This is a genomic window from Streptomyces bungoensis, from assembly GCF_001514215.1.
Lineage (GTDB): Bacteria > Actinomycetota > Actinomycetes > Streptomycetales > Streptomycetaceae > Streptomyces > Streptomyces bungoensis.
Map to the genome: position 1 here is coordinate 628,636 of NZ_KQ948851.1, position 17,072 is coordinate 645,707.

At 70.3% G+C, this 17,072-nt stretch carries 12 protein-coding genes, 2 pseudogenes and 1 riboswitch; of the genes and pseudogenes, 5 read left to right on the forward strand and 9 right to left on the reverse strand.

Annotated elements, in window-relative coordinates; all coding sequences use genetic code 11:
- The first annotated feature begins 14 nt into the window (after positions 1-14).
- Positions 15-90: riboswitch (cobalamin riboswitch) on the forward strand.
- 86 nt (positions 91-176) lie between these two features.
- Positions 177-3,806: a cobaltochelatase subunit CobN gene (gene cobN / locus AQJ66_RS02500; protein WP_061915685.1), complete on the forward strand. Its 3,630-nt coding sequence runs from the start codon at positions 177-179 to the stop codon at positions 3,804-3,806.
- 161 nt (positions 3,807-3,967) lie between these two features.
- On the opposite strand, the gene AQJ66_RS36670 is transcribed toward cobN, so the two are convergent.
- Positions 3,968-4,411, reverse strand: coding sequence for a Fur family transcriptional regulator (locus AQJ66_RS36670; RefSeq protein ID WP_063804010.1), 444 nt, complete (start codon positions 4,409-4,411; stop codon positions 3,968-3,970).
- Between the two features lie 179 nt (positions 4,412-4,590).
- Between AQJ66_RS36670 and AQJ66_RS02510 the strand changes: the two genes are divergently transcribed.
- Positions 4,591-5,238, forward strand: a complete 648-nt coding sequence (locus tag AQJ66_RS02510) for a superoxide dismutase (protein ID WP_061915688.1) — start codon at positions 4,591-4,593, stop codon at positions 5,236-5,238.
- A gap of 148 nt (positions 5,239-5,386) precedes the next feature.
- On the opposite strand, the pseudogene AQJ66_RS39870 reads toward AQJ66_RS02510, so the two are convergent.
- The 7 genes and pseudogenes from AQJ66_RS39870 to AQJ66_RS02540 all read right to left on the reverse strand — a co-directional run bounded on the left by AQJ66_RS39870 (position 5,387) and on the right by AQJ66_RS02540 (position 12,392).
- Positions 5,387-5,731: pseudogene (locus AQJ66_RS39870) on the reverse strand (GNAT family N-acetyltransferase).
- Entirely contained in the window at positions 5,728-6,930 is a 1,203-nt protein-coding gene (locus tag AQJ66_RS02515; RefSeq protein WP_061915691.1) for an IS110 family RNA-guided transposase, read from the reverse strand. Before AQJ66_RS02515 ends, AQJ66_RS39870 begins: the two are co-directional and overlap by 4 nt.
- A gap of 386 nt (positions 6,931-7,316) precedes the next feature.
- On the reverse strand, positions 7,317-7,985 hold the full coding sequence (locus AQJ66_RS02520) for an ABC transporter ATP-binding protein (protein ID WP_061915694.1): 669 nt from the start codon (positions 7,983-7,985) through the stop codon (positions 7,317-7,319).
- Entirely contained in the window at positions 7,978-8,943 is a 966-nt protein-coding gene (locus AQJ66_RS02525; protein ID WP_061915696.1) for an ABC transporter ATP-binding protein, read from the reverse strand. Before AQJ66_RS02525 ends, AQJ66_RS02520 begins: the two co-directional genes overlap by 8 nt.
- Positions 8,940-9,827 (reverse strand): ABC transporter permease, encoded by an 888-nt coding sequence (locus tag AQJ66_RS02530; protein ID WP_061915699.1) that lies wholly within the window; start codon positions 9,825-9,827, stop codon positions 8,940-8,942. Before AQJ66_RS02530 ends, AQJ66_RS02525 begins: the two co-directional genes overlap by 4 nt.
- Positions 9,817-10,785, reverse strand: coding sequence for an ABC transporter permease (locus AQJ66_RS02535; protein ID WP_061915702.1), 969 nt, complete (start codon positions 10,783-10,785; stop codon positions 9,817-9,819). The genes AQJ66_RS02530 and AQJ66_RS02535 overlap by 11 nt, the downstream gene beginning before the upstream one ends.
- Positions 10,786-10,808: 23 nt before the next feature.
- Positions 10,809-12,392 carry an ABC transporter substrate-binding protein gene (locus AQJ66_RS02540; RefSeq protein WP_061915705.1) on the reverse strand — a complete coding sequence of 528 codons (1,584 nt, stop codon included), beginning with the start codon at positions 12,390-12,392 and terminating at the stop codon, positions 10,809-10,811.
- Positions 12,393-12,511: 119 nt separating this feature from the next.
- On the opposite strand from AQJ66_RS02540, the pseudogene AQJ66_RS02545 reads away from it, so the two are divergent.
- Together AQJ66_RS02545 and AQJ66_RS02550 are read left to right on the forward strand one after the other, a co-directional pair.
- Positions 12,512-12,685, forward strand: a pseudogene (locus tag AQJ66_RS02545) (ATP-binding protein); the annotation flags it as partial.
- 309 nt (positions 12,686-12,994) lie between these two features.
- Positions 12,995-13,969 carry an L-threonylcarbamoyladenylate synthase gene (locus AQJ66_RS02550; protein ID WP_061915708.1) on the forward strand — a complete coding sequence of 325 codons (975 nt, stop codon included), beginning with the start codon at positions 12,995-12,997 and terminating at the stop codon, positions 13,967-13,969.
- A gap of 108 nt (positions 13,970-14,077) precedes the next feature.
- Here AQJ66_RS02550 and AQJ66_RS02555 read toward each other — a convergent pair whose 3' ends face one another.
- Positions 14,078-14,719, reverse strand: coding sequence for a carbonic anhydrase (locus AQJ66_RS02555; RefSeq protein WP_061915712.1), 642 nt, complete (start codon positions 14,717-14,719; stop codon positions 14,078-14,080).
- 648 nt (positions 14,720-15,367) lie between these two features.
- Here AQJ66_RS02555 and AQJ66_RS02560 point away from each other — a divergent pair.
- The gene (locus tag AQJ66_RS02560) at positions 15,368-16,465 is read left to right on the forward strand and encodes an IS110 family RNA-guided transposase (protein ID WP_061915715.1); all 1,098 of its coding nucleotides are present in this window, start codon (positions 15,368-15,370) and stop codon (positions 16,463-16,465) included.
- Positions 16,466-17,072: the final 607 nt, after the last annotated feature.

Genomic DNA, 17,072 nt, shown 5'->3' on the forward strand with positions numbered 1-17,072 from the left:
TCACGGCGACAGGAGAGGAAGCCGGTGCGAATCCGGCGCGGTCCCGCCACTGTGATCTCGGCCTCCCCAGGCCGGGTGAGCCAGGAACTCCCCTCCCTCGCCCTCGGCTTGGTCCGAGGGGGAGACCCATTCCGACACCGCCCGGGGCGCGGACCCCGAGGAAGGCCAGGCGACGCATGCCCACTCCGTCCGGGGAGCGAGTCCCACCCGCCCACGAGATCCTGCTCCTGTCGACGTCCGACACGGACCTGCTCAGCGCCCGCGCGGCCGACGGCCCGGTCGGCTACCGCTTCGCCAACCCCGCCCGCCTTCCCCTGAACGACCTCCCGGCCCTCCTCGACGGCGCGGACCTGGTCGTCGTACGCCTCCTCGGCGGTATCCGCGCCTGGCAGGACGGCATCGACCTGCTGCTCGCCGACGGCCGCCCGGTGATCGTCCTGACCGGCGAACAGGCCCCCGACGCCCAGCTGATGGCCGCCTCCACCGTCCCCGTCGGCATCGCCGCCGAGGCCCACGCCTACCTCGCCCACGGCGGCCCCGCCAACCTCGAACAGCTCGCTCGGTTCCTGTCGGACACCGTCCTTCTCACCGGCCACGGCTTCGACGCGCCGGCACCTGCTCCGACCTGGGGTCCGCTGGAGCGCCCGGATGGTCCGGCCGACGGTCCGACCATCGCCGTGCTGTACTACCGCGCCCACCACATGAGCGGCAACACGGCCTTCATCCATGCACTCTGCGACGCCATCGAGGACGAGGGCGGCCGGCCGCTCCCGCTGTACGTCGCCTCCCTGCGCGCCCCGGAGCCGGAGCTGATCGCCGAACTCCGGGCCGCCGACGCCCTCGTCACCACGGTCCTGGCGGCCGGAGGCACCAGGCCCGCCGAGGCATCGGCCGGCGGCGACGACGAGTCCTGGGACGCGGGCGCGCTCACCGCCCTCGACGTCCCCATCCTCCAGGCCCTGTGCCTGACCGGGTCACGCACGGCCTGGGAGGAGAACGACGAGGGCGTCTCCCCGCTGGACGCCGCCAGCCAGATCGCGGTCCCCGAGTTCGACGGCCGCCTGATCACCGTGCCGTTCTCCTTCAAGGAGATCGACGCCGACGGACTCCCGGCCTACGTCGCCGACCCCGAGCGTGCGGCCCGGGTCGCCGGAATCGCCGTACGCCACGCCCGCCTCCGCCACATCCCGCCCGCCCGGAAGCGCCTGGCCCTCGTCCTGTCGGCGTACCCCACCAAGCACTCCCGGATCGGCAACGCGGTCGGCCTGGACACTCCCGCCAGTGCCGTATCCCTGCTCAGGCGCCTGCGGGAGGAGGGTTATGACTTCAGCTCCGACGCGGACATCCCCGGCCTGGCCTCCGGTGACGGTGACGAACTGATCCGCGCGCTGATCGAGGCGGGGGGTCACGACCAGGACTGGCTCACCGAGGAGCAGCTGGCTCGCAACCCGATCCGGATCCCGGCCGCCGACTACCGGCGCTGGTTCGCCACGCTCCCCGAAGAGCTGCGGACGGCGGTGGAGGAGCACTGGGGCCCGGCGCCCGGCGAGATGTTCGTCGACCACAGCCGCAACAAGGAGGGCGACATCGTCCTCGCGGCACTGCGCTTCGGCAACCTGCTCATCCTCATCCAGCCCCCGCGCGGCTTCGGCGAGAACCCCATCGCCATCTACCACGACCCGGACCTCCCGCCCTCACACCACTACCTGGCCGCCTACCGCTGGATCGCCGCCCCGCAGACGGAGGGCGGCTTCGGCGCCGACGCGATGATCCACCTCGGCAAGCACGGAAACCTGGAGTGGCTGCCCGGCAAGAACGCCGGCCTGTCCGCCGCCTGCGCCCCGGACGCAGCCCTCGGCGACCTGCCCCTGATCTATCCCTTCCTGGTCAACGATCCCGGCGAGGGCACCCAGGCCAAGCGCCGCGTGCACGCCACCCTCGTCGACCACCTCGTCCCGCCCATGGCCCGGGCCGACTCCTACGGCGACATCGCGCGCCTGGAGCAACTCCTCGACGAGTACGCGCAGATCTCCTCGATGGACCCGGCCAAGCTGCCCGCCATCCGCGCCCAGATCTGGACCCTCATCCAGGCGGCGAAGCTGGACCACGACCTCGGCCTGGAGGACCGGCCCGACGACGACGGCTTCGACGACTTCCTCCTCCACGTCGACGGCTGGCTGTGCGAGGTCAAGGATGCCCAGATCCGCGACGGCCTCCACGTCCTCGGCAACCCGCCCACCGGCGCCGACCGCGTCAACCTGGTCCTCGCCATCCTCCGCGCCCGCCAGATCTGGGGCGGCGCCAAGGCCCTTCCCGGCCTGCGCGAAGCCCTCGGCCTGGACGAGTCCGCCGCGACCCGCACGACAGCGGACGCCGCCGAGGGACAGGCCCGTGCCCTGGTCCAGGCGATGGAGGACGCGGACTGGGACCCGGCCGCCGTACCCAACGAGCACGGCGAACAGGTTCGCGCGGTCCTGGACTTCGCAGCGCGCGAAGTCGTCCCGCGCCTGGCGGCGACCACCGCCGAACTCGACCACACGGTCCACGCGCTGGCCGGCGGCTTCGTCCCGGCGGGTCCGTCCGGCTCACCGTTGCGCGGCCTGGTGAACGTCCTGCCGACGGGGCGCAACTTCTACTCCGTCGACCCCAAGGCCGTCCCCTCCCGCCTCGCCTGGGAGACCGGCCAGGCCCTCGCCGAGTCCCTCCTGGAGCGCTACCGCGCGGACAACGGCGACTGGCCCACCTCCGTCGGCCTGTCCCTGTGGGGCACCAGCGCCATGCGCACCGCCGGCGACGACGTGGCCGAAGCCCTCGCCCTGCTTGGCATCCGCCCCGTCTGGGACGACGCCTCGCGCCGTGTGACCGGCCTCGAGCCCATCCCGTACGAGGAGCTGGGCCGTCCCCGTATCGACGTCACCCTGCGCATCTCGGGCTTCTTCCGCGACGCCTTCCCGCACACCATCGGCCTCCTGGACGACGCCGTGCGCCTGGCCGCCTCCCTGGACGAACCGGCCGAGACCAACCACGTCCGCACCCACGTACAGGCCGACCTGGCGGCCCACGGTGACGAACGCCGCGCCACCACGCGCATCTTCGGCTCCCGCCCCGGAACGTACGGCGCGGGCCTGCTGCAGCTCATCGACTCCCGCGACTGGCGCACCGACGCCGACCTCGCCGAGGTCTACACCGTCTGGGGCGGCTACGCCTACGGCCGTGAACTCGACGGCCGCCCGGCCCGCGAGGAGATGGAGACGGCGTACAAGCGGATCGCGGTCGCTGCCAAGAACACCGACACCCGCGAGCACGACATCGCCGACTCCGACGACTACTTCCAGTACCACGGCGGCATGGTCGCCACCGTCCGCGCCCTGCGCGGCACGGCCCCCGAGGCGTACATCGGGGACTCCACCCGCCCCGAGACGGTCCGCACCCGCACGCTGGTGGAGGAGACTTCCCGCGTCTTCCGCGCCCGCGTCGTCAACCCGAAGTGGATCGAGGCCATGCGCCGCCACGGCTACAAGGGCGCCTTCGAACTCGCCGCGACGGTCGACTACTTGTTCGGCTATGACGCCACGACCGGAGTGGTCGCCGACTGGATGTACGACAAGCTCACCGAGACCTACGTCATGGACCCGGTCAACCGGGAGTTCCTTCAGCAGGCGAACCCCTGGGCCCTGCACGGCATCGCGGAGCGGCTGCTGGAGGCGGAGTCGCGAGGGATGTGGGCGAAGCCCGACCCGGCGGTCCTGGACGAACTGCGGCAGGTGTACCTGGAGACGGAGGGCAACCTGGAGGGCGACGGGTGAGAGCTTATTGCGAATGACTCGCAATAACGGCTAGATTCGATGAAGGTCGGCCGGCTGGGGTGCTGAAGCGGTACCCCGCCATCGGCCGGGTGCGGGACGTCGTCATGCCTTGACAGCGTCCGTTCCGACGGCGGCGTCCCGCACCCGTGACGGAAACTCACTTACGTGCTGCATCGCGAACACCGGCCGTACAGCAGCAGCGAGCCTCCTGCACCGGCATGCAGTCCGGTCAGTTCGGTGATCCGTTCCACGGCTTCACTCATCTGAGCGATCGCGACATCCTGTACGCGGCCACACTCCTCACACACGACGTGATGGTGCGGGACGGAACTGACGCCGTAGCGCTTGGGGCCCGGGCCGAGCACGGCGTGCGCCAGGCCCACCTCCGTGAAGATCTCCAGGGTCCGATAGACGGTCGCCTGATCGAACGGCAGACCCATCTCCTGCAGTTGAGCGCAGACTTCGGCGGTGGACACATGCTGCCCGGACGCGGACAGCAGCCTCAAGGTGCACAGCCTGCTCGCGGTGCAGCGCAGGCCGTGGCGTCGCAGCAGTACCGAGTGGTCCGGTGTCGCCGCGCCGTGCTGTGCTGACGGCGGGGTCATGGTCACGTGTCTGCCTTCCTTGCCGCCGCCGAGAAGTCCGGATCGCGGACTGCCAGCCCCCGGCCGGCGGCGCGACATGGGGGAGGGGGTCCTAGGTCCAACGCCTGATCGCAAGGTACCGTTCTTACTGCTAGCGTGCACCTGCATACGATTCGCAATAACGTCGGAGGACGTTGGACATGGCGCTTTACACGCTCCCGGAACTTCCGTACGACTACTCGGCGCTCGCCCCGGTCATCAGCCCGGAGATCATCGAGCTGCACCACGACAAGCACCACGCGGCGTACGTGAAGGGTGCGAACGACACCCTGGAGCAGCTGGCCGAGGCACGGGACAAGGAGTCGTGGAGCTCGATCAACGGCCTGGAGAAGAACCTGGCCTTCCACCTGTCCGGCCACATCCTGCACAGCATCTACTGGCAGAACATGACCGGCCCGAAGGACGGCGGCGGCGAGCCGCTGGCCCAGGACGGCGTCGGCGACCTGGCGGACGCGATCACCGAGTCCTTCGGTTCCTTCGCCGGCTTCAAGGCCCAGCTGACCAAAGCCGCCGCCACCACACAGGGCTCCGGCTGGGGCGTCCTGGCGTACGAGCCGCTGAGCGGCCGGCTGATCGTCGAGCAGGTCTACGACCACCAGGGCAACGTCGGCCAGGGCTCCACCCCGATCCTGGTCTTCGACGCCTGGGAGCACGCCTTCTACCTCCAGTACAAGAACCAGAAGGTCGACTTCATCGACGCGATGTGGGCCGTCGTCAACTGGCAGGACGTGGCCAAGCGCTACGCCGCCGCCAAGGAGCGCGGCGACAGCCTGCTGCTCAAGCCGTGATGCCGTAGCCGCGCCGCACAGACGTCCTGCTCGTGATCGTCTTCTCACCCTTCACGGAGCAGGCGGTACAAGGGAAGGCTCCCGCAGGCCCGATGCCTGCGGGAGCCTTCCTGTTACAGAGGCCGGCGCGGGGGGCTGTGGTGCGGGCTCAGGCGGTGGTGAACCGCAGCTCGGGCCGTTCCCAAGGGACCTTCGGTGGTGAGGGGGCAACGGTTCCCACTCGCTCAGCGCCCAGGCGTCGGTAGAACTCCTCGGCGGGGGACGGGAGACCACCCGCACCTCGGTCAGGCCGGCGGCCCGGGCCTGGCGGATAGTGTGCTCGATGAGGAGCCGGCCGACGCCCCTGCCCTGAACGTCGTCGGCCATGAACGCCCAGCTCCGGGGGCTGTTCCAGCAGGGCGTAGAAGCCCTGAGGGCGTTCGGCCGTATCGACGGCCACGAAAGCCCGGTGTCTGGCGATGTAGTCGGGGGGTGCCTCTATGTCTTTCGTCAAGCGAGGCGTGGGGTTCTGGGTTCGTAGAAGGTGCCGTCGCGGAGCATCGCGAACAGCACGTTGACCCGTTGTCGGGCCAGGCGGAGAAGTGCCTGGGTGTGGGTCTTTCCGCGGGCCCGGCATCGGTCGTAGTAGGTGCGGGAGGCGGGGTCGTGCAGCGCGGCGAACGCGGAGAGGAACATCGCGCGTTTCAGGACGCGGTTGCCGCCGCGGGGTGCGTGTTCGCCGTGGATCGAGGTCCCGGACGACTTCGTGGTCGGCGCAAGGCCGGCGTAGGAGGCCAGGTGGGCGGCGGTGGGGAAGCTGGTGCCGTCGCCGACGGTGACCAGCAGGGTGGCGGCGGTCCTGACGCCGACGCCGGGCAGCGACGTCAGGACCTTGGAAAGAGGGTGTGCCTCCAGCAGGGCTGTGATCTGGGCTTCTGTGGCCCGGCGTTGTTCGTGGACGGCGCTGAGGGAGCGGGCCAGGGAGGGAATGACGATGTCGAGGGTGCCGGTGCCCGGGACGACGACGGTCTGCTCGTCGAGGGCGTCGAAGACGTCGTCGATCAGCCGCGTGGCCATGCGCGGGGCCTTGGGGCGGATCACCTCGACGAGTTTGCGGCGGCCGGCTTTTCGCAGGGCGGCTGGGGATCCGTAGCGTTCGAGGAGCCAGGTGACGGCCTGGTGGTCGAGCCGGGGGCCGAGGACTCGTTCCAGGGACGGGTGGAACTGGGTGAGCAGGCCGCGGATCCTGTTGCTGGTGCGGGTGGCCTCGGCGGCCAGGTCCTGGTCGAAGCCGACGAGGACCGTGAGTTCAGCGGTGATCTCGTCGGTGAGTTCCAGCGAGCGCAGGGTGTGCGGCATGGTGCGGGCCGCGTCGGCGATCACGGCCGCGTCGCGGGCGTCGGTCTTCGCCTCGCCCGGGTAGAGGTCGGCGATCCGCCGCATCGACAGGCCGGGCAGGTAGGCGACCTTGCAGCCGGCATCCCGGGCCACCGTCAGCGGCAGGGCGCCGATCGAGGCGGGCTGGTCCACGATCACCAGGACGGTGCCGAACTTGGTCTTCAGCTTCTCGAAGACGTCCCGCAGTTTCGGCTCGGTGTTCGGCAGCTGCTTGTCGAAGACCTTCTTGCCGCCCGGGGTGAGTCCGTGGCCGTGGTGGTGGCTCTTGCCGACGTCCAGGCCCAGGAAGACGCCTATCTCGTCGCTGTCGTTCAAGCCGTCCTCCGATGCGGGGTTGTGCGGTGCTGGCCGGGGCGTTGGCGTCGTGCGCGCATCCACGTTATGCAGACCTGCCGCCTGCGAAAGGCCGGGCGTTGCGCTCGGCCGGGCGGTAGTCAGACCTCTCATCAGCGTCTCCAACGGCGCCTCTCGGGCCCGGTGGCACCACCCCCCAGGTCATGCCCTCGACAGGGGGGAACAGCCATGCCGGGCCCGGAGGCCAGCGATCCTCTTGCAGGACCGCGGAAAACATAACGGGGGACCCGGTAGCCGGAGATGATCGAGGCGTATGGTCCCCGGCAGGCGCCGGAGTCTGGATCAGGCTGGTGAGGCGGTCTGCGTCCTGCGCGACGCCGCGCTTGATGGTCGTGGACTGCATCCGTTTACTCATGGACTGCGACGGTCAGTTTCTTCCAGTGGACGGTGCGGTCGCACCAGCGGTCCAGGAGCACCTGGTCATGGCCGACGGCCAGGAGTCCGGCGCCGGTGGCGGTGCGGTACTCCTCGACGGCTGCCACCAGCGCGGCGGCGGTGGAGGCATCCAGCATCGCGGTCACCTCGTCGCAGATCAGCCAGCGCGGACGCAGGACGAGAGCGCGGGCGAGGCAGGCGCGTTGGAGCTGGCCGTCGCTGACCTCGTGGGGACGGCGGTCCATAAGGTCGGGTGTGAGGCCGACGGCCGGGGCCAACTCGGCCAGGCGCTCTGGTATTTCGTCGCGGCGGCCAGTGGCGCGCAGGGGCTCGGCGATCAGGTCGGTGAGCCGCAGCCGGGGGTCGCAGGAGAGACGGGGCTGCTGGAAGACCACGCCGATGGCGGTGCGCTGGGTGCGTGGGGCGCGGTAGCGCCAGCCGCGTACGGGATCACCGTCGAGGGTTACGGTGCCGGCCTCAGGGCGGTGGAGCAGAGCCGCGACCCGGGCCAGGGTGGACTTGCCGCAGCCGCTGGGCCCCAGCAGGCCGACGCTCTCGCCGGGGGCGAGGGCCAGGGTGGCGTTGCGGACGACGGGGGCTCCTCTGCCGTATCCGGCGGTGATGTCGTGCAGTTCAAGCACGGAGGTCCTCCGGTACGTGCGGGTGGTGGCAGGCGATGCCGTCGGCCTGCTGGGGCAGTGCGGTGCAGGCGTGGGTGGCCCGCGCGCAGCGTGGGGCGAAGGCGCAGCCGTCGGGAAGATTGCCGAGTTCGGGCGGCATGCCGGGGATCGGGGTGAAGGCGCGGTGGGGGAGGGCCTGGAGGAGACCCCGGCTGTAGGGGTGGCGGGGGCCCGGCGTGCCGAAGAAGGCTTTCGCGTCGACTAGTTCGACGATACGGCCCGCGTACATCACGGCCACGCGATCGGCGATGCGCTCGGCGGCAGCCAGGTCGTGGGTGATCACGAGCAGGCCCCGATGGCCGGTGTCGGCGTGGCGGCGCAGTTCGTCCACGGTGTGGTCGACCAGGTCGCGGTCGAGGCCGGTGGTGGGTTCGTCGGCCACGAGCAGGGGTGCGTCGCCGACGAGGGCGAGGGCGGTGGCGGCGCGCTGGGCCAGGCCGCCGGAGAGTTCGTGCGGATGGCGGTCGAGGTGGCCGGCAGGAAAGGCGGCACGTTCTGCGGCTGCCTCGGCCGCGGATCGTACCGCTGCCCGCCCTCGCCCGCCGGTCAACGCGGCCACGGTTTCCTCCAGTTGGGAGCGGACGGTGCGCACGGGCGTGAGGTGCGCGGCGGGGCTCTGCGGGACGAGGCCGATCAGGCGGCCCCGTACTGTCCGCGCCAGCGTGCGTTCGTCGGCGGCGAGCAGGTCCAGGTCGCCGAGGCGGGCCTGGCCCGCGGCCTGGGCGTTGGCGGGCAGCAGACCGAGCAGGGCGGAGGCGAGGACCGACTTGCCGCAGCCGCTCTCGCCGATCAGGGCGAGACACTCGCCGGCCGCCACGTCGAAGTGCGCGTCGGTGACGGCGGCGATCCGCCGTCCGCCCGGCATGAGGAAGCGCACGGACAGCCCGCGTACCGAGAGGACCGGGGTTCGGGCGGTCACAGCATCAGCTCCGATCGGCGGCGGGGGTTGATCCGTTCCCGCCAGGCTCCGGCCAGCCCGGCGATGGCGAGCGTGGGGATGATGATGAACAGGCCGGGGAAGAGGGTGGGCCACCACTGCCCGGCGAGCAGCGAGCCCCGCGCGCCCTGGATGAGGTTGCCCAGGCTGGCCATGTGGGTGGGCAGGCCGAGGCCGAGGAAGGACAGCGCGGACTCGTGCCACATGGCGTGCGGCACCATCAGGACGGCGGCCAGTGCAGCCTGGGGCAGCACGGCGGGCAGCAGATGCCGTACCGCCACCCGCCACCGGGAGGCGCCACCGGAGACGGCTGCGTCGATGTAAGGGCGGGCGCGCAGGGACAGCACCTCGGCGCGGACGATCCGGGCGGTGGACAGCCAGTGGGTGAGTGCCACCGACACGACCACCGGCCACACCCCGGGCCGGAACATGGCCACGATGAAGATGCCCAGCAGCAGGTGCGGTACGGAGGAGAACGTGTCGACGACCCGCATGAGACCGCGGTCGGCCCAGCCGCCCAGCGCTCCGGCAATCCCCCCGACGGCCGTGCCGATCACCGTCGCCGTGAGCGCTGCCGCCACCCCGACCAGGAGGGACACGCGCATACCGTAGACACAGCGCAGGAGCAGATCCCGGCCGAGATCGTCGGTGCCGAAGGGGTGCGACCAACTCGGCGGCAGTAGTTTCGAGGACAGGTCGACGGCCTGCTGGTCGAGGTGGACCAGGGGCGGGACGAGGAGTACGGCCAGCACGATCGCGGCCACGAGGGCGACGGAGACGCGTACGCGTACCGCCCGAGTGGAGCGGCGGCTGGCGCCGTAGGACCGCCAGCCGGGATCCGCCGTGGTCGTGGGTTCACATGTCACTGAACTTCACCCTCGGGTCGAACAGGCCGTAGAGCAGGTCGGCGAGGAGGTTGCCGATGAGCACCGCGGCGGTGGCGAGCGTGGTGAGCGCGGCGAGCAGCGGGAAGTCGACGGCGGTGGCCGCCTCCACGGTGGCCGCCGCGATGCCCGGCCAGCTGAAGACGCTCTCCACCAGCAGGGCACCGGTGATGAGTTCGGGCACCCGGGAGCCGACCAGGGTGAGGACCGGCAGCAGGCCGGAACGCAGGGCATGGCCGAGCAGGACCGTTCGCTCGCTCAACCCCCGTGCGCGGGCACCGCGTACAGGGTCCTCGGTGAGCGCATCACCGACGCCCTGACGGACGTACAGGGTGAACCAGGGCAGCTGGGAGACGGCGAGCACCCCGGCCGGCAGCACGAGGTGACCGGCTACCTGATGGGCTGTGACCTGCTCGCTCGCGGTGTCGGTCAGACCGCCGGCCGGGAGCACTCCGAGTTGGAGGGCGAACAGCCAGACGGCCAGGAGGGCCAGCCAGAAGACCGGCGCCGCCTCCAGCGAGTAAGCCACCGAGGTGATCATCCGGTCGAGCGCGGATCCGGGACGGCGGGCGGCCAGCACACCCAGCACCGTGCCCGCCAGCACGGCCACCACGAACGCGACCGCGCACAACAGCGAGGACCACACGAGGCGTTCGCCGATGACGTCGGCCACCGGCTGTCTCAGCACGCTGGACTGGCCGAGGTCGCCCGTGAGGGCCGCGGTCAGCCAGTGCCACCAGCGGGAGATGAACGGCTGGTCCACGCCCAGGTTCTCGCGCAGCCGCTCCAGCGTTTCGGCGTCGGCGCCGAGGGCGGCCGTGCCGGCGTATGCCTTGACAGGGTCGAAGGGGGAGGCGGCGGCGATCGCGAAGACACCGAAGGTCACGACGAGCAGGATCGGGACGGCAAACAGCAGCCGCCGCCCCGCCAGTCGTGCCATCGCTCCCCAGGGAAGGGAGACCCTCACTTCTTCGGCTGCCAGGCTTCGAGGTTCCACCACGGGCCGGAGGCGAAGCCGTGTTCGTGCGGCTCGACCTGCGTGGTCAGGCCCTCCCAGCGGTCGGCGAGGACGTACACGTGGTCGATGTGGGTGAGGAAGGTGTAGCCGGGGTTCTTCACCAGTTCGCGCTGCAGGCTGTCGTAGGCGGCCTTGCGGGCCGTCGTGTCCGAGCTGTGGCGGCCGGTGTCGAGAGCCTTGTCCACGACCGGGTCGTCATAGCGGGCCATGTTGTTGAATCCGTCGCCGGCAAGGGAGGAGTGCAGCAGCGTGTAGAGGCCGTAGTCCGGGTCGCCGCTGCTGCCGAAGCCGGCCAGGACCGCGTCCGTCTTCATCCGCGGCTCGATCACCTCCCAGGTGGCGCTCTCCACCTTCACCTCGATACCGGCCTTCTTGGCATCGGAGGCGTAGGCGAGGGCGTGGTCCTGGCGGACCTTGTCACCGGAGGGGTAGAGGAGGGCGAACGAGGCCCGCTGCCCGTCCTTGGCACGGATGCCGCCCTCCCCGCTCTTCCAGCCCGCCTCATCCAGGACGCGCCTGGCCTTGGTGAGGTCCTGCTTGCGCTCGATGCCCTTGGCGAACCAGGGGTCGTCGACCGGCAGCGGCCCGTACGCCGGGCGCCCGGCGCCGTCGAGGATCTTGTCGACCATGGCCTGCCGGTCCACGGCCGCGTCCAGGGCCTGGCGGATGGCGCGGTCGCCGGTGACCTTGTTCTCCTGAGGAAGGGTGACCGTGCGGAAGTCGTACGTCTTCGCGTCGTACGTCTTCTTCGCCTTGTCGTTCTTGAAGGTGGCGGCGAGGTTGGGCGGCAGGATCGCGCCGTCGAGGTCGCCGGACCGCAGCCGGGTGGCCCGCACGTCGTCGTCCTGGATGATCGCCATAGTCACCTTCTTCACCTTCGGTGCACCGCCCCAGTAGTTGGGGTTGGCCTTGAAGGTGAGCTTCTCGCCCTCGCTCCAGGAGGCGAGCAGATAGGGGCCGGTGCCGATCGGCTTGGTGTTGAAGGAGCCGGTGTTGGGGTCCTGCCTGCCCGCGACGTGTTCGGGGACGATGGGCAGCACCGTACGCCCGGCGAAGGGGGCGTACGGGTACTTGAGGGTGAAGACCACCTTGTCGTCACCCGCTGCCCGCACGTCCTCGATGGCGTCCAGTTCGCTGCGGTTGGTGTTGTTGGTCTTCGCGTCGAGGATCGTGTCGTACGTGAAGACGACGTCGGCGGAAGACAGCGGCTTGCCGTCGGAGAACTTCACGCCGTCGCGCAGGGTGTAGGTGTAGGTGAGGCCGTCGGCGGTGACCTCGGGCAGGGCTTTCGCCAGCGCCGGTCTCAACTTCAAGCCGGCGTCCCGGGCCAGCAGACCGTCGAAAATCTTCGAGTTGCCGTCCTTGCCGTAACCGAGCAGCGGACTGAGCGTGTCCGGCTCGGAAGCCACGCCGATCACGACGGAGTCGGCCGCCTCGCCGCCTTCCGTGCCGTTGCCGGGGGCCGAGCAGGCGGCGACACCCGTGAGCATCGCCGCCGCGGCGGCCGTCCGTATCCGTCGGACCGTCATGGACCTCACACCCTTATTGATGATCATTAGCTGTTGCATGTTAATCGCAATAAGAGCTACCCGGGTCGGTGGGCGGACAGTCCGCCGCGGTGTCAGGCCGTGGACACCTCCTGGCGCACCTCCCGGTGGTGCATGCGCCGGATCCGGGCCGGGTGAGTCAGCACGGGCTGGAGCTGGTCATGGCCGTCTGCTCGCACTTCGAGGTGCACCGCGAGCCGGTCGGAAAACGGGTGATGGCGGCGGTGATGCCGGCCGACGATGCCCTCCGAGACACGGCCGGCCGCCCGGGCTGACGACGCTGACCAGGAGGAGAGGGTGACGCGGCCGGTTGACACTCGGGTGACCGATCGGTCCGGGCAACGTTGGGCGGAGCGTGTGTACCGGCGCTCCGAGGTCCCCGGCTTGCTTCCTGCTGTCGCGCCGGGGCCATGGCAGACGTCCCATGGCCGTCACCGGCCCGGTAACCGGCCAAGGGACGTCGCAGATCAGGCGGCTTCGTCGGTGCCCCTGCAGCTGGTGAATGGCCGCCAGGACGGCCGGTCCGGATCGGCGATCGGTGATAGGCACGTCGCGGAGGGCGCGGTGGGAGAATTGCTCGAGTGATGGCAAGAACCCCCGATATCGAGAAGGCAGTCGAGGTACTGCGCACCGGCGGCCTGGTGGCCCTCCCGACCGAAACCGTCTACGGTCTGGGCGCCAACGCCGAAGATCCCGTCGCCGTTGCCCGTATCTTCCGGGTCAAAGGGCGCCCGCCGTCCCATCCGCTGATCGTCCACATCGGCGGCGCGGAGCACCTGGACGATTGGGTCCAGGAGGTGCCCGCCACCGCGCGCCTGCTGGCCGAGCACTTCTGGCCGGGACCGCTGACGCTGGTCCTGCGGCGCGGCCGACGGGTGCCGCTCGAAGCGACCGGCGGATTGGAGACGGTGGCCGTGCGCGTCCCCGACCACCCCGTGGCACTGGCGCTGCTGTCGGCCTTCGGTGGCGGTGTCACCGCTCCGTCCGCCAACCGCTTCGGCTCGGTCAGCCCCACCACCGCGGACCACGTCCGGGCGGAGCTCGGTGATGCCGTCGACTTCGTGCTGGACGGCGGCCCCTGCGAGGTGGGTGTCGAGTCGACCATCGTGGACGCCACGGGCGACATCCCGAGCATCCTGCGGCCCGGCGGGGTGACCCGCGAGGACCTCGAAGCGGTGCTGAAGTGCCCGATCACGGTCCCTTCGACGAGCCAGGTCCGCGTGCCGGGCCAGCATCCGTCGCACTACGCGCCCCGGGCGCGGGTCGTCCTCGTCGAACCGGAGAAGGTCGTCGCCGAAGCGGAGCTCGCCCAAGAGCTGGGCCACCAGGTCGGCGTCTTCCTTCCGCCCTCCCTCACCAACGCCTCCGTGAAGGTGCACGCCGTGGTGGCCCTTCCCGCCGCGACGGCTGCCTACGCGCGCGGGCTGTACGGATTCCTGCGCGAACTCGACCAGCGAGGGTGCGACCTCATCATCGCGTCCTTGCCGACGGAGGAGGGGCTGGGACTGGCGATCGCCAACCGGCTGCGCCGCGCCGCCGGGCCCCGGCCCACGGTGTGACCAGCACCCACGCCGCTCGGTGTTCCCGTCGGCGCGACCAACCCTGATGGCGCCCGTGGAGTCCCTTCCAGCCGCGGCACATTCTCGGGGCAGCCGCGGCCGGGGTGGTCAGGGCGCGGTGGCGACGTGCGTGTCGAGGCCGCGGGCCGCAACGAGCTGCGCGCTGCCGTCGGCCAGCCGGTAGCACAGGCCCACCACGGCGGCCTGGCCGGCGGCCACCTTCTCGGCGAGGACGCGAGAGCGGTCCAGCAGCAGGTCGACAGTGTGCCTTACGTGCTCGGCGAGGACCTCCTGTGGCTCCACCCGTCCGGCGGCTCGCGCCGCCAGCACGCTGGGGGTCACCCGCTCGACCACATCCCGGATGTAGCCGGCCGGGGCCATGCCGTCCTCCAGCGCGGCGCACGCCGCGCCGACCGCCCCGCACGAGTCATGGCCGAGCACCACCACCAGCGGGCAGCCCAGCACGTCAACGCCGTACTCGATGCTGCCCAGCACTTCCGCCCCCACCACGTGGCCGGCGGTGCGCACCACGAACAGGTCGCCCAGGCCGCGGTCGAAGATGATCTCGGCGGCCAGCCGGGAGTCGGAACACCCGAACAGCACGGCGAAGGGCTGCTGGCCCGGGGCGATCTCGGCGCGGCGGGTGGCGTCCTGGTTCGGGTGCTCGGGGGCGTTGGTGACGAAGCGCTGGTTACCGGCCAGCAGCAGTTCGAACGCTTCCGAGGGCGTCGCAGTGGGGATATCGCTCATGGCCCGCAGCCTACGAGACGGCACCAGCCGTCGCACCGCCTGATCGCCTCGGTCGTCGCCGGGGCGGCGCCTTGGGCATCATCCCCAGCCGCGACGCCAGAGCGGCCTCGGCCCGTGTCCTCAGCGCGCCACCCAGTCGCCACGCCTCCTGCGGCCAGCTGCCGCAACGCCGAATTCGACTGCCGGCTGGCTTCACCGGACGAGTTCGCTGCGACCATGGACCGTTCAGGACTGCCCTGCGTTCGTGCCGTGGCCGACGAAGGACAGCCGGTAAGGCAGCGGCAATGACTGGCCGTCAATGCCGGTCACTAATGGGCGACTAGCCAAACCATCGTCAGCCTGCCCAGGCCAGGTTGAGCACCGGTTCGGAAGAAGCCATCCGACAGTGATCGAGTCATGCCGTTGTGCCGAGATCAATGGGACGGTTACGCAGTGCCGTCCCGCACGGGGGTCTGACTCATGAGATCTATGACCGAAGTGTCCAGTCACGGACCTGTCGACTGCCGTTGCGGAATGCTGCCTGCCACCGAGCCACAGGGTGTGTCCCTATAGGGGCCTTGCCGAGTTTCAGGCGCCATCACGGTTCAGACCGCCCGAGCGGGCCGGTGCCATCCACCCTGCACCTCACACAGCGGGAGGCGAACCATCATGACGACCAGACAGCGCGATACTTCCTCCAGTACGGATCCTCCCGTTCGGCGCGAGGGCGTTCTGGGCGTGGACACGCACGGCGAGGTGCATGTCGCCGCCGTGATCTCCCCGCTCGGGAAGGTCCTGGGAACCGAGTCCTTTCCGGCAACGACGGCCGGCTATCGACAGCTTCTCGTGTGGGCCCGCAAGCGGGGGACGGTGCGCCGGGCCGGTGTGGAGGGCACCGGCACCTTCGGCGCGGGCCTGTCCCGCTACCTGCTGGCCCAGCAGATTCAGGTGTTCGAAGTGAACCGGCCCGACCGGTCGGCCCGCCGTCTGCTCGGCAAGTCGGACCCGCTCGATGCGCAGGCCGCAGCGCGAGCCGTGCTCAGCGGTCGCGCCCGGGCCCGGGCGAAATCCGGCGACGGTCCGGTGCACAGCGCCCGGATCTACAAGCTCGCCAAGGACTCCGCGGTCAAGGCCCGCACCCAGGCGATCAACCAGCTCAAGTCCGTCCTGGTCATCGCCGACCCCGCCCTGCGGGAACGGCTGACCAGCCTCGGCAACGCCGAACTGTTCCGCACCTGCGCGCGCCTCGGCCCATCCGATGGCGAGGGAGACGAGGACGCAGTGACCCAGGCCACCAACATGGTCCTGAGCATGCTCGCCCAGCGCATCGAACAGCTCACCGCACAGATCAATGAGCTGAACCAACGCCTGACCCAGCTCGTCGAACAGCATGCCCCACAGCTGCTCGTACCGGTGGGCATCGGCCCGGACAGCGCAGTCACCTTGCTGATCACCATGGGAGACAACCCCGAGCGGCTGAACACTGAGGCATCCTTTGCTGCCCTTTGCGGAGTCAGCCCCGTCGAGTATTCGTCGGGCCGGCGGAGCACGCGCCGGCTCAACTACGGCGGCGACCGCCAGGCCAACGCCGCCCTGCACCGCATCGTCTTCACCCGCCTGCGCCACGACCCGCGCACCCAGGCGTACTACGAACGCCGCACCCAGGAGGGCAAGACCCGGCGCGAGATCATCCGATGCCTCAAGCGATATGCCGCCCGCGAGGTCTTCAACCTGGTCAGGACGGTATCCAGCGTCCCCCTGTTATAGGGGCGTCCGTGAGAGCGGGCGAGCCGCGAAGCTCCACCGGGAGCCATCGCGACGGGGGCTCTTCCCGGAGTCGTGGGACGACGAAGCCTCACCGGAGCGATCCGGTGAGGCTTCGTCGTGTAGTCATCTGCGTCGGCGTGCACGATGCGGTTGGCGCGTCATGCAGTCCGTGTTTCTGCGACGCTTTCGCTGGCACGCTTGTTTGCAATCGCACACATTGGGTGGGGTCCGTAATCCAGAAGCCTGATCAGAACGTCCTGTATGGCCACTCCGCGGAGAGAAGCGCGGTGGGGCGCCCGAAAAAGCCTGACGGGCCTCTGTGCTCTGGAAGTCCGTGACAGATGAGGCCCCCGTCGGATGGTTCCGGCGGGGCCCCTGTCTTCTGTACTGGCCTGCAGGGCGGTGGATGGCGGGGCTTACTCCGTCCCTTTTTGCAGTTCTGTGCTGGCAAGCAATCGTGGCAATAGCTGAAGGTCAAGGGGCTTCTTCGGTGTGGATGCACCCTGGCTCGCTCCTTGTGAGCGGCGCGGCGTGGCCGCCTGAGCGTGAGGGCGTGGCGAGCTGAACGGCCGGTGGTTCGACGCGGCGGCCTGATGTCGGACGAACG

What these genes read in the sequence shown, in the direction of transcription:
- AQJ66_RS02560 (WP_061915715.1), top strand. Translation starts at nt 15,368, where the DNA reads ATGACGACCAGACAGCGCGATACTTCCTCCAGTACGGATCCTCCCGTT.
- AQJ66_RS02535 (WP_061915702.1), bottom strand. Translation starts at nt 10,785, where the DNA reads ATGGCACGACTGGCGGGGCGGCGGCTGCTGTTTGCCGTCCCGATCCTG.
- AQJ66_RS02550 (WP_061915708.1), top strand. Translation starts at nt 12,995, where the DNA reads ATGGCAAGAACCCCCGATATCGAGAAGGCAGTCGAGGTACTGCGCACC.
- AQJ66_RS36670 (WP_063804010.1), bottom strand. Translation starts at nt 4,411, where the DNA reads ATGACCCCGCCGTCAGCACAGCACGGCGCGGCGACACCGGACCACTCG.
- AQJ66_RS02555 (WP_061915712.1), bottom strand. Translation starts at nt 14,719, where the DNA reads ATGAGCGATATCCCCACTGCGACGCCCTCGGAAGCGTTCGAACTGCTG.
- AQJ66_RS02510 (WP_061915688.1), top strand. Translation starts at nt 4,591, where the DNA reads ATGGCGCTTTACACGCTCCCGGAACTTCCGTACGACTACTCGGCGCTC.
- AQJ66_RS02540 (WP_061915705.1), bottom strand. Translation starts at nt 12,392, where the DNA reads ATGACGGTCCGACGGATACGGACGGCCGCCGCGGCGGCGATGCTCACG.
- cobN (WP_061915685.1), top strand. Translation starts at nt 177, where the DNA reads ATGCCCACTCCGTCCGGGGAGCGAGTCCCACCCGCCCACGAGATCCTG.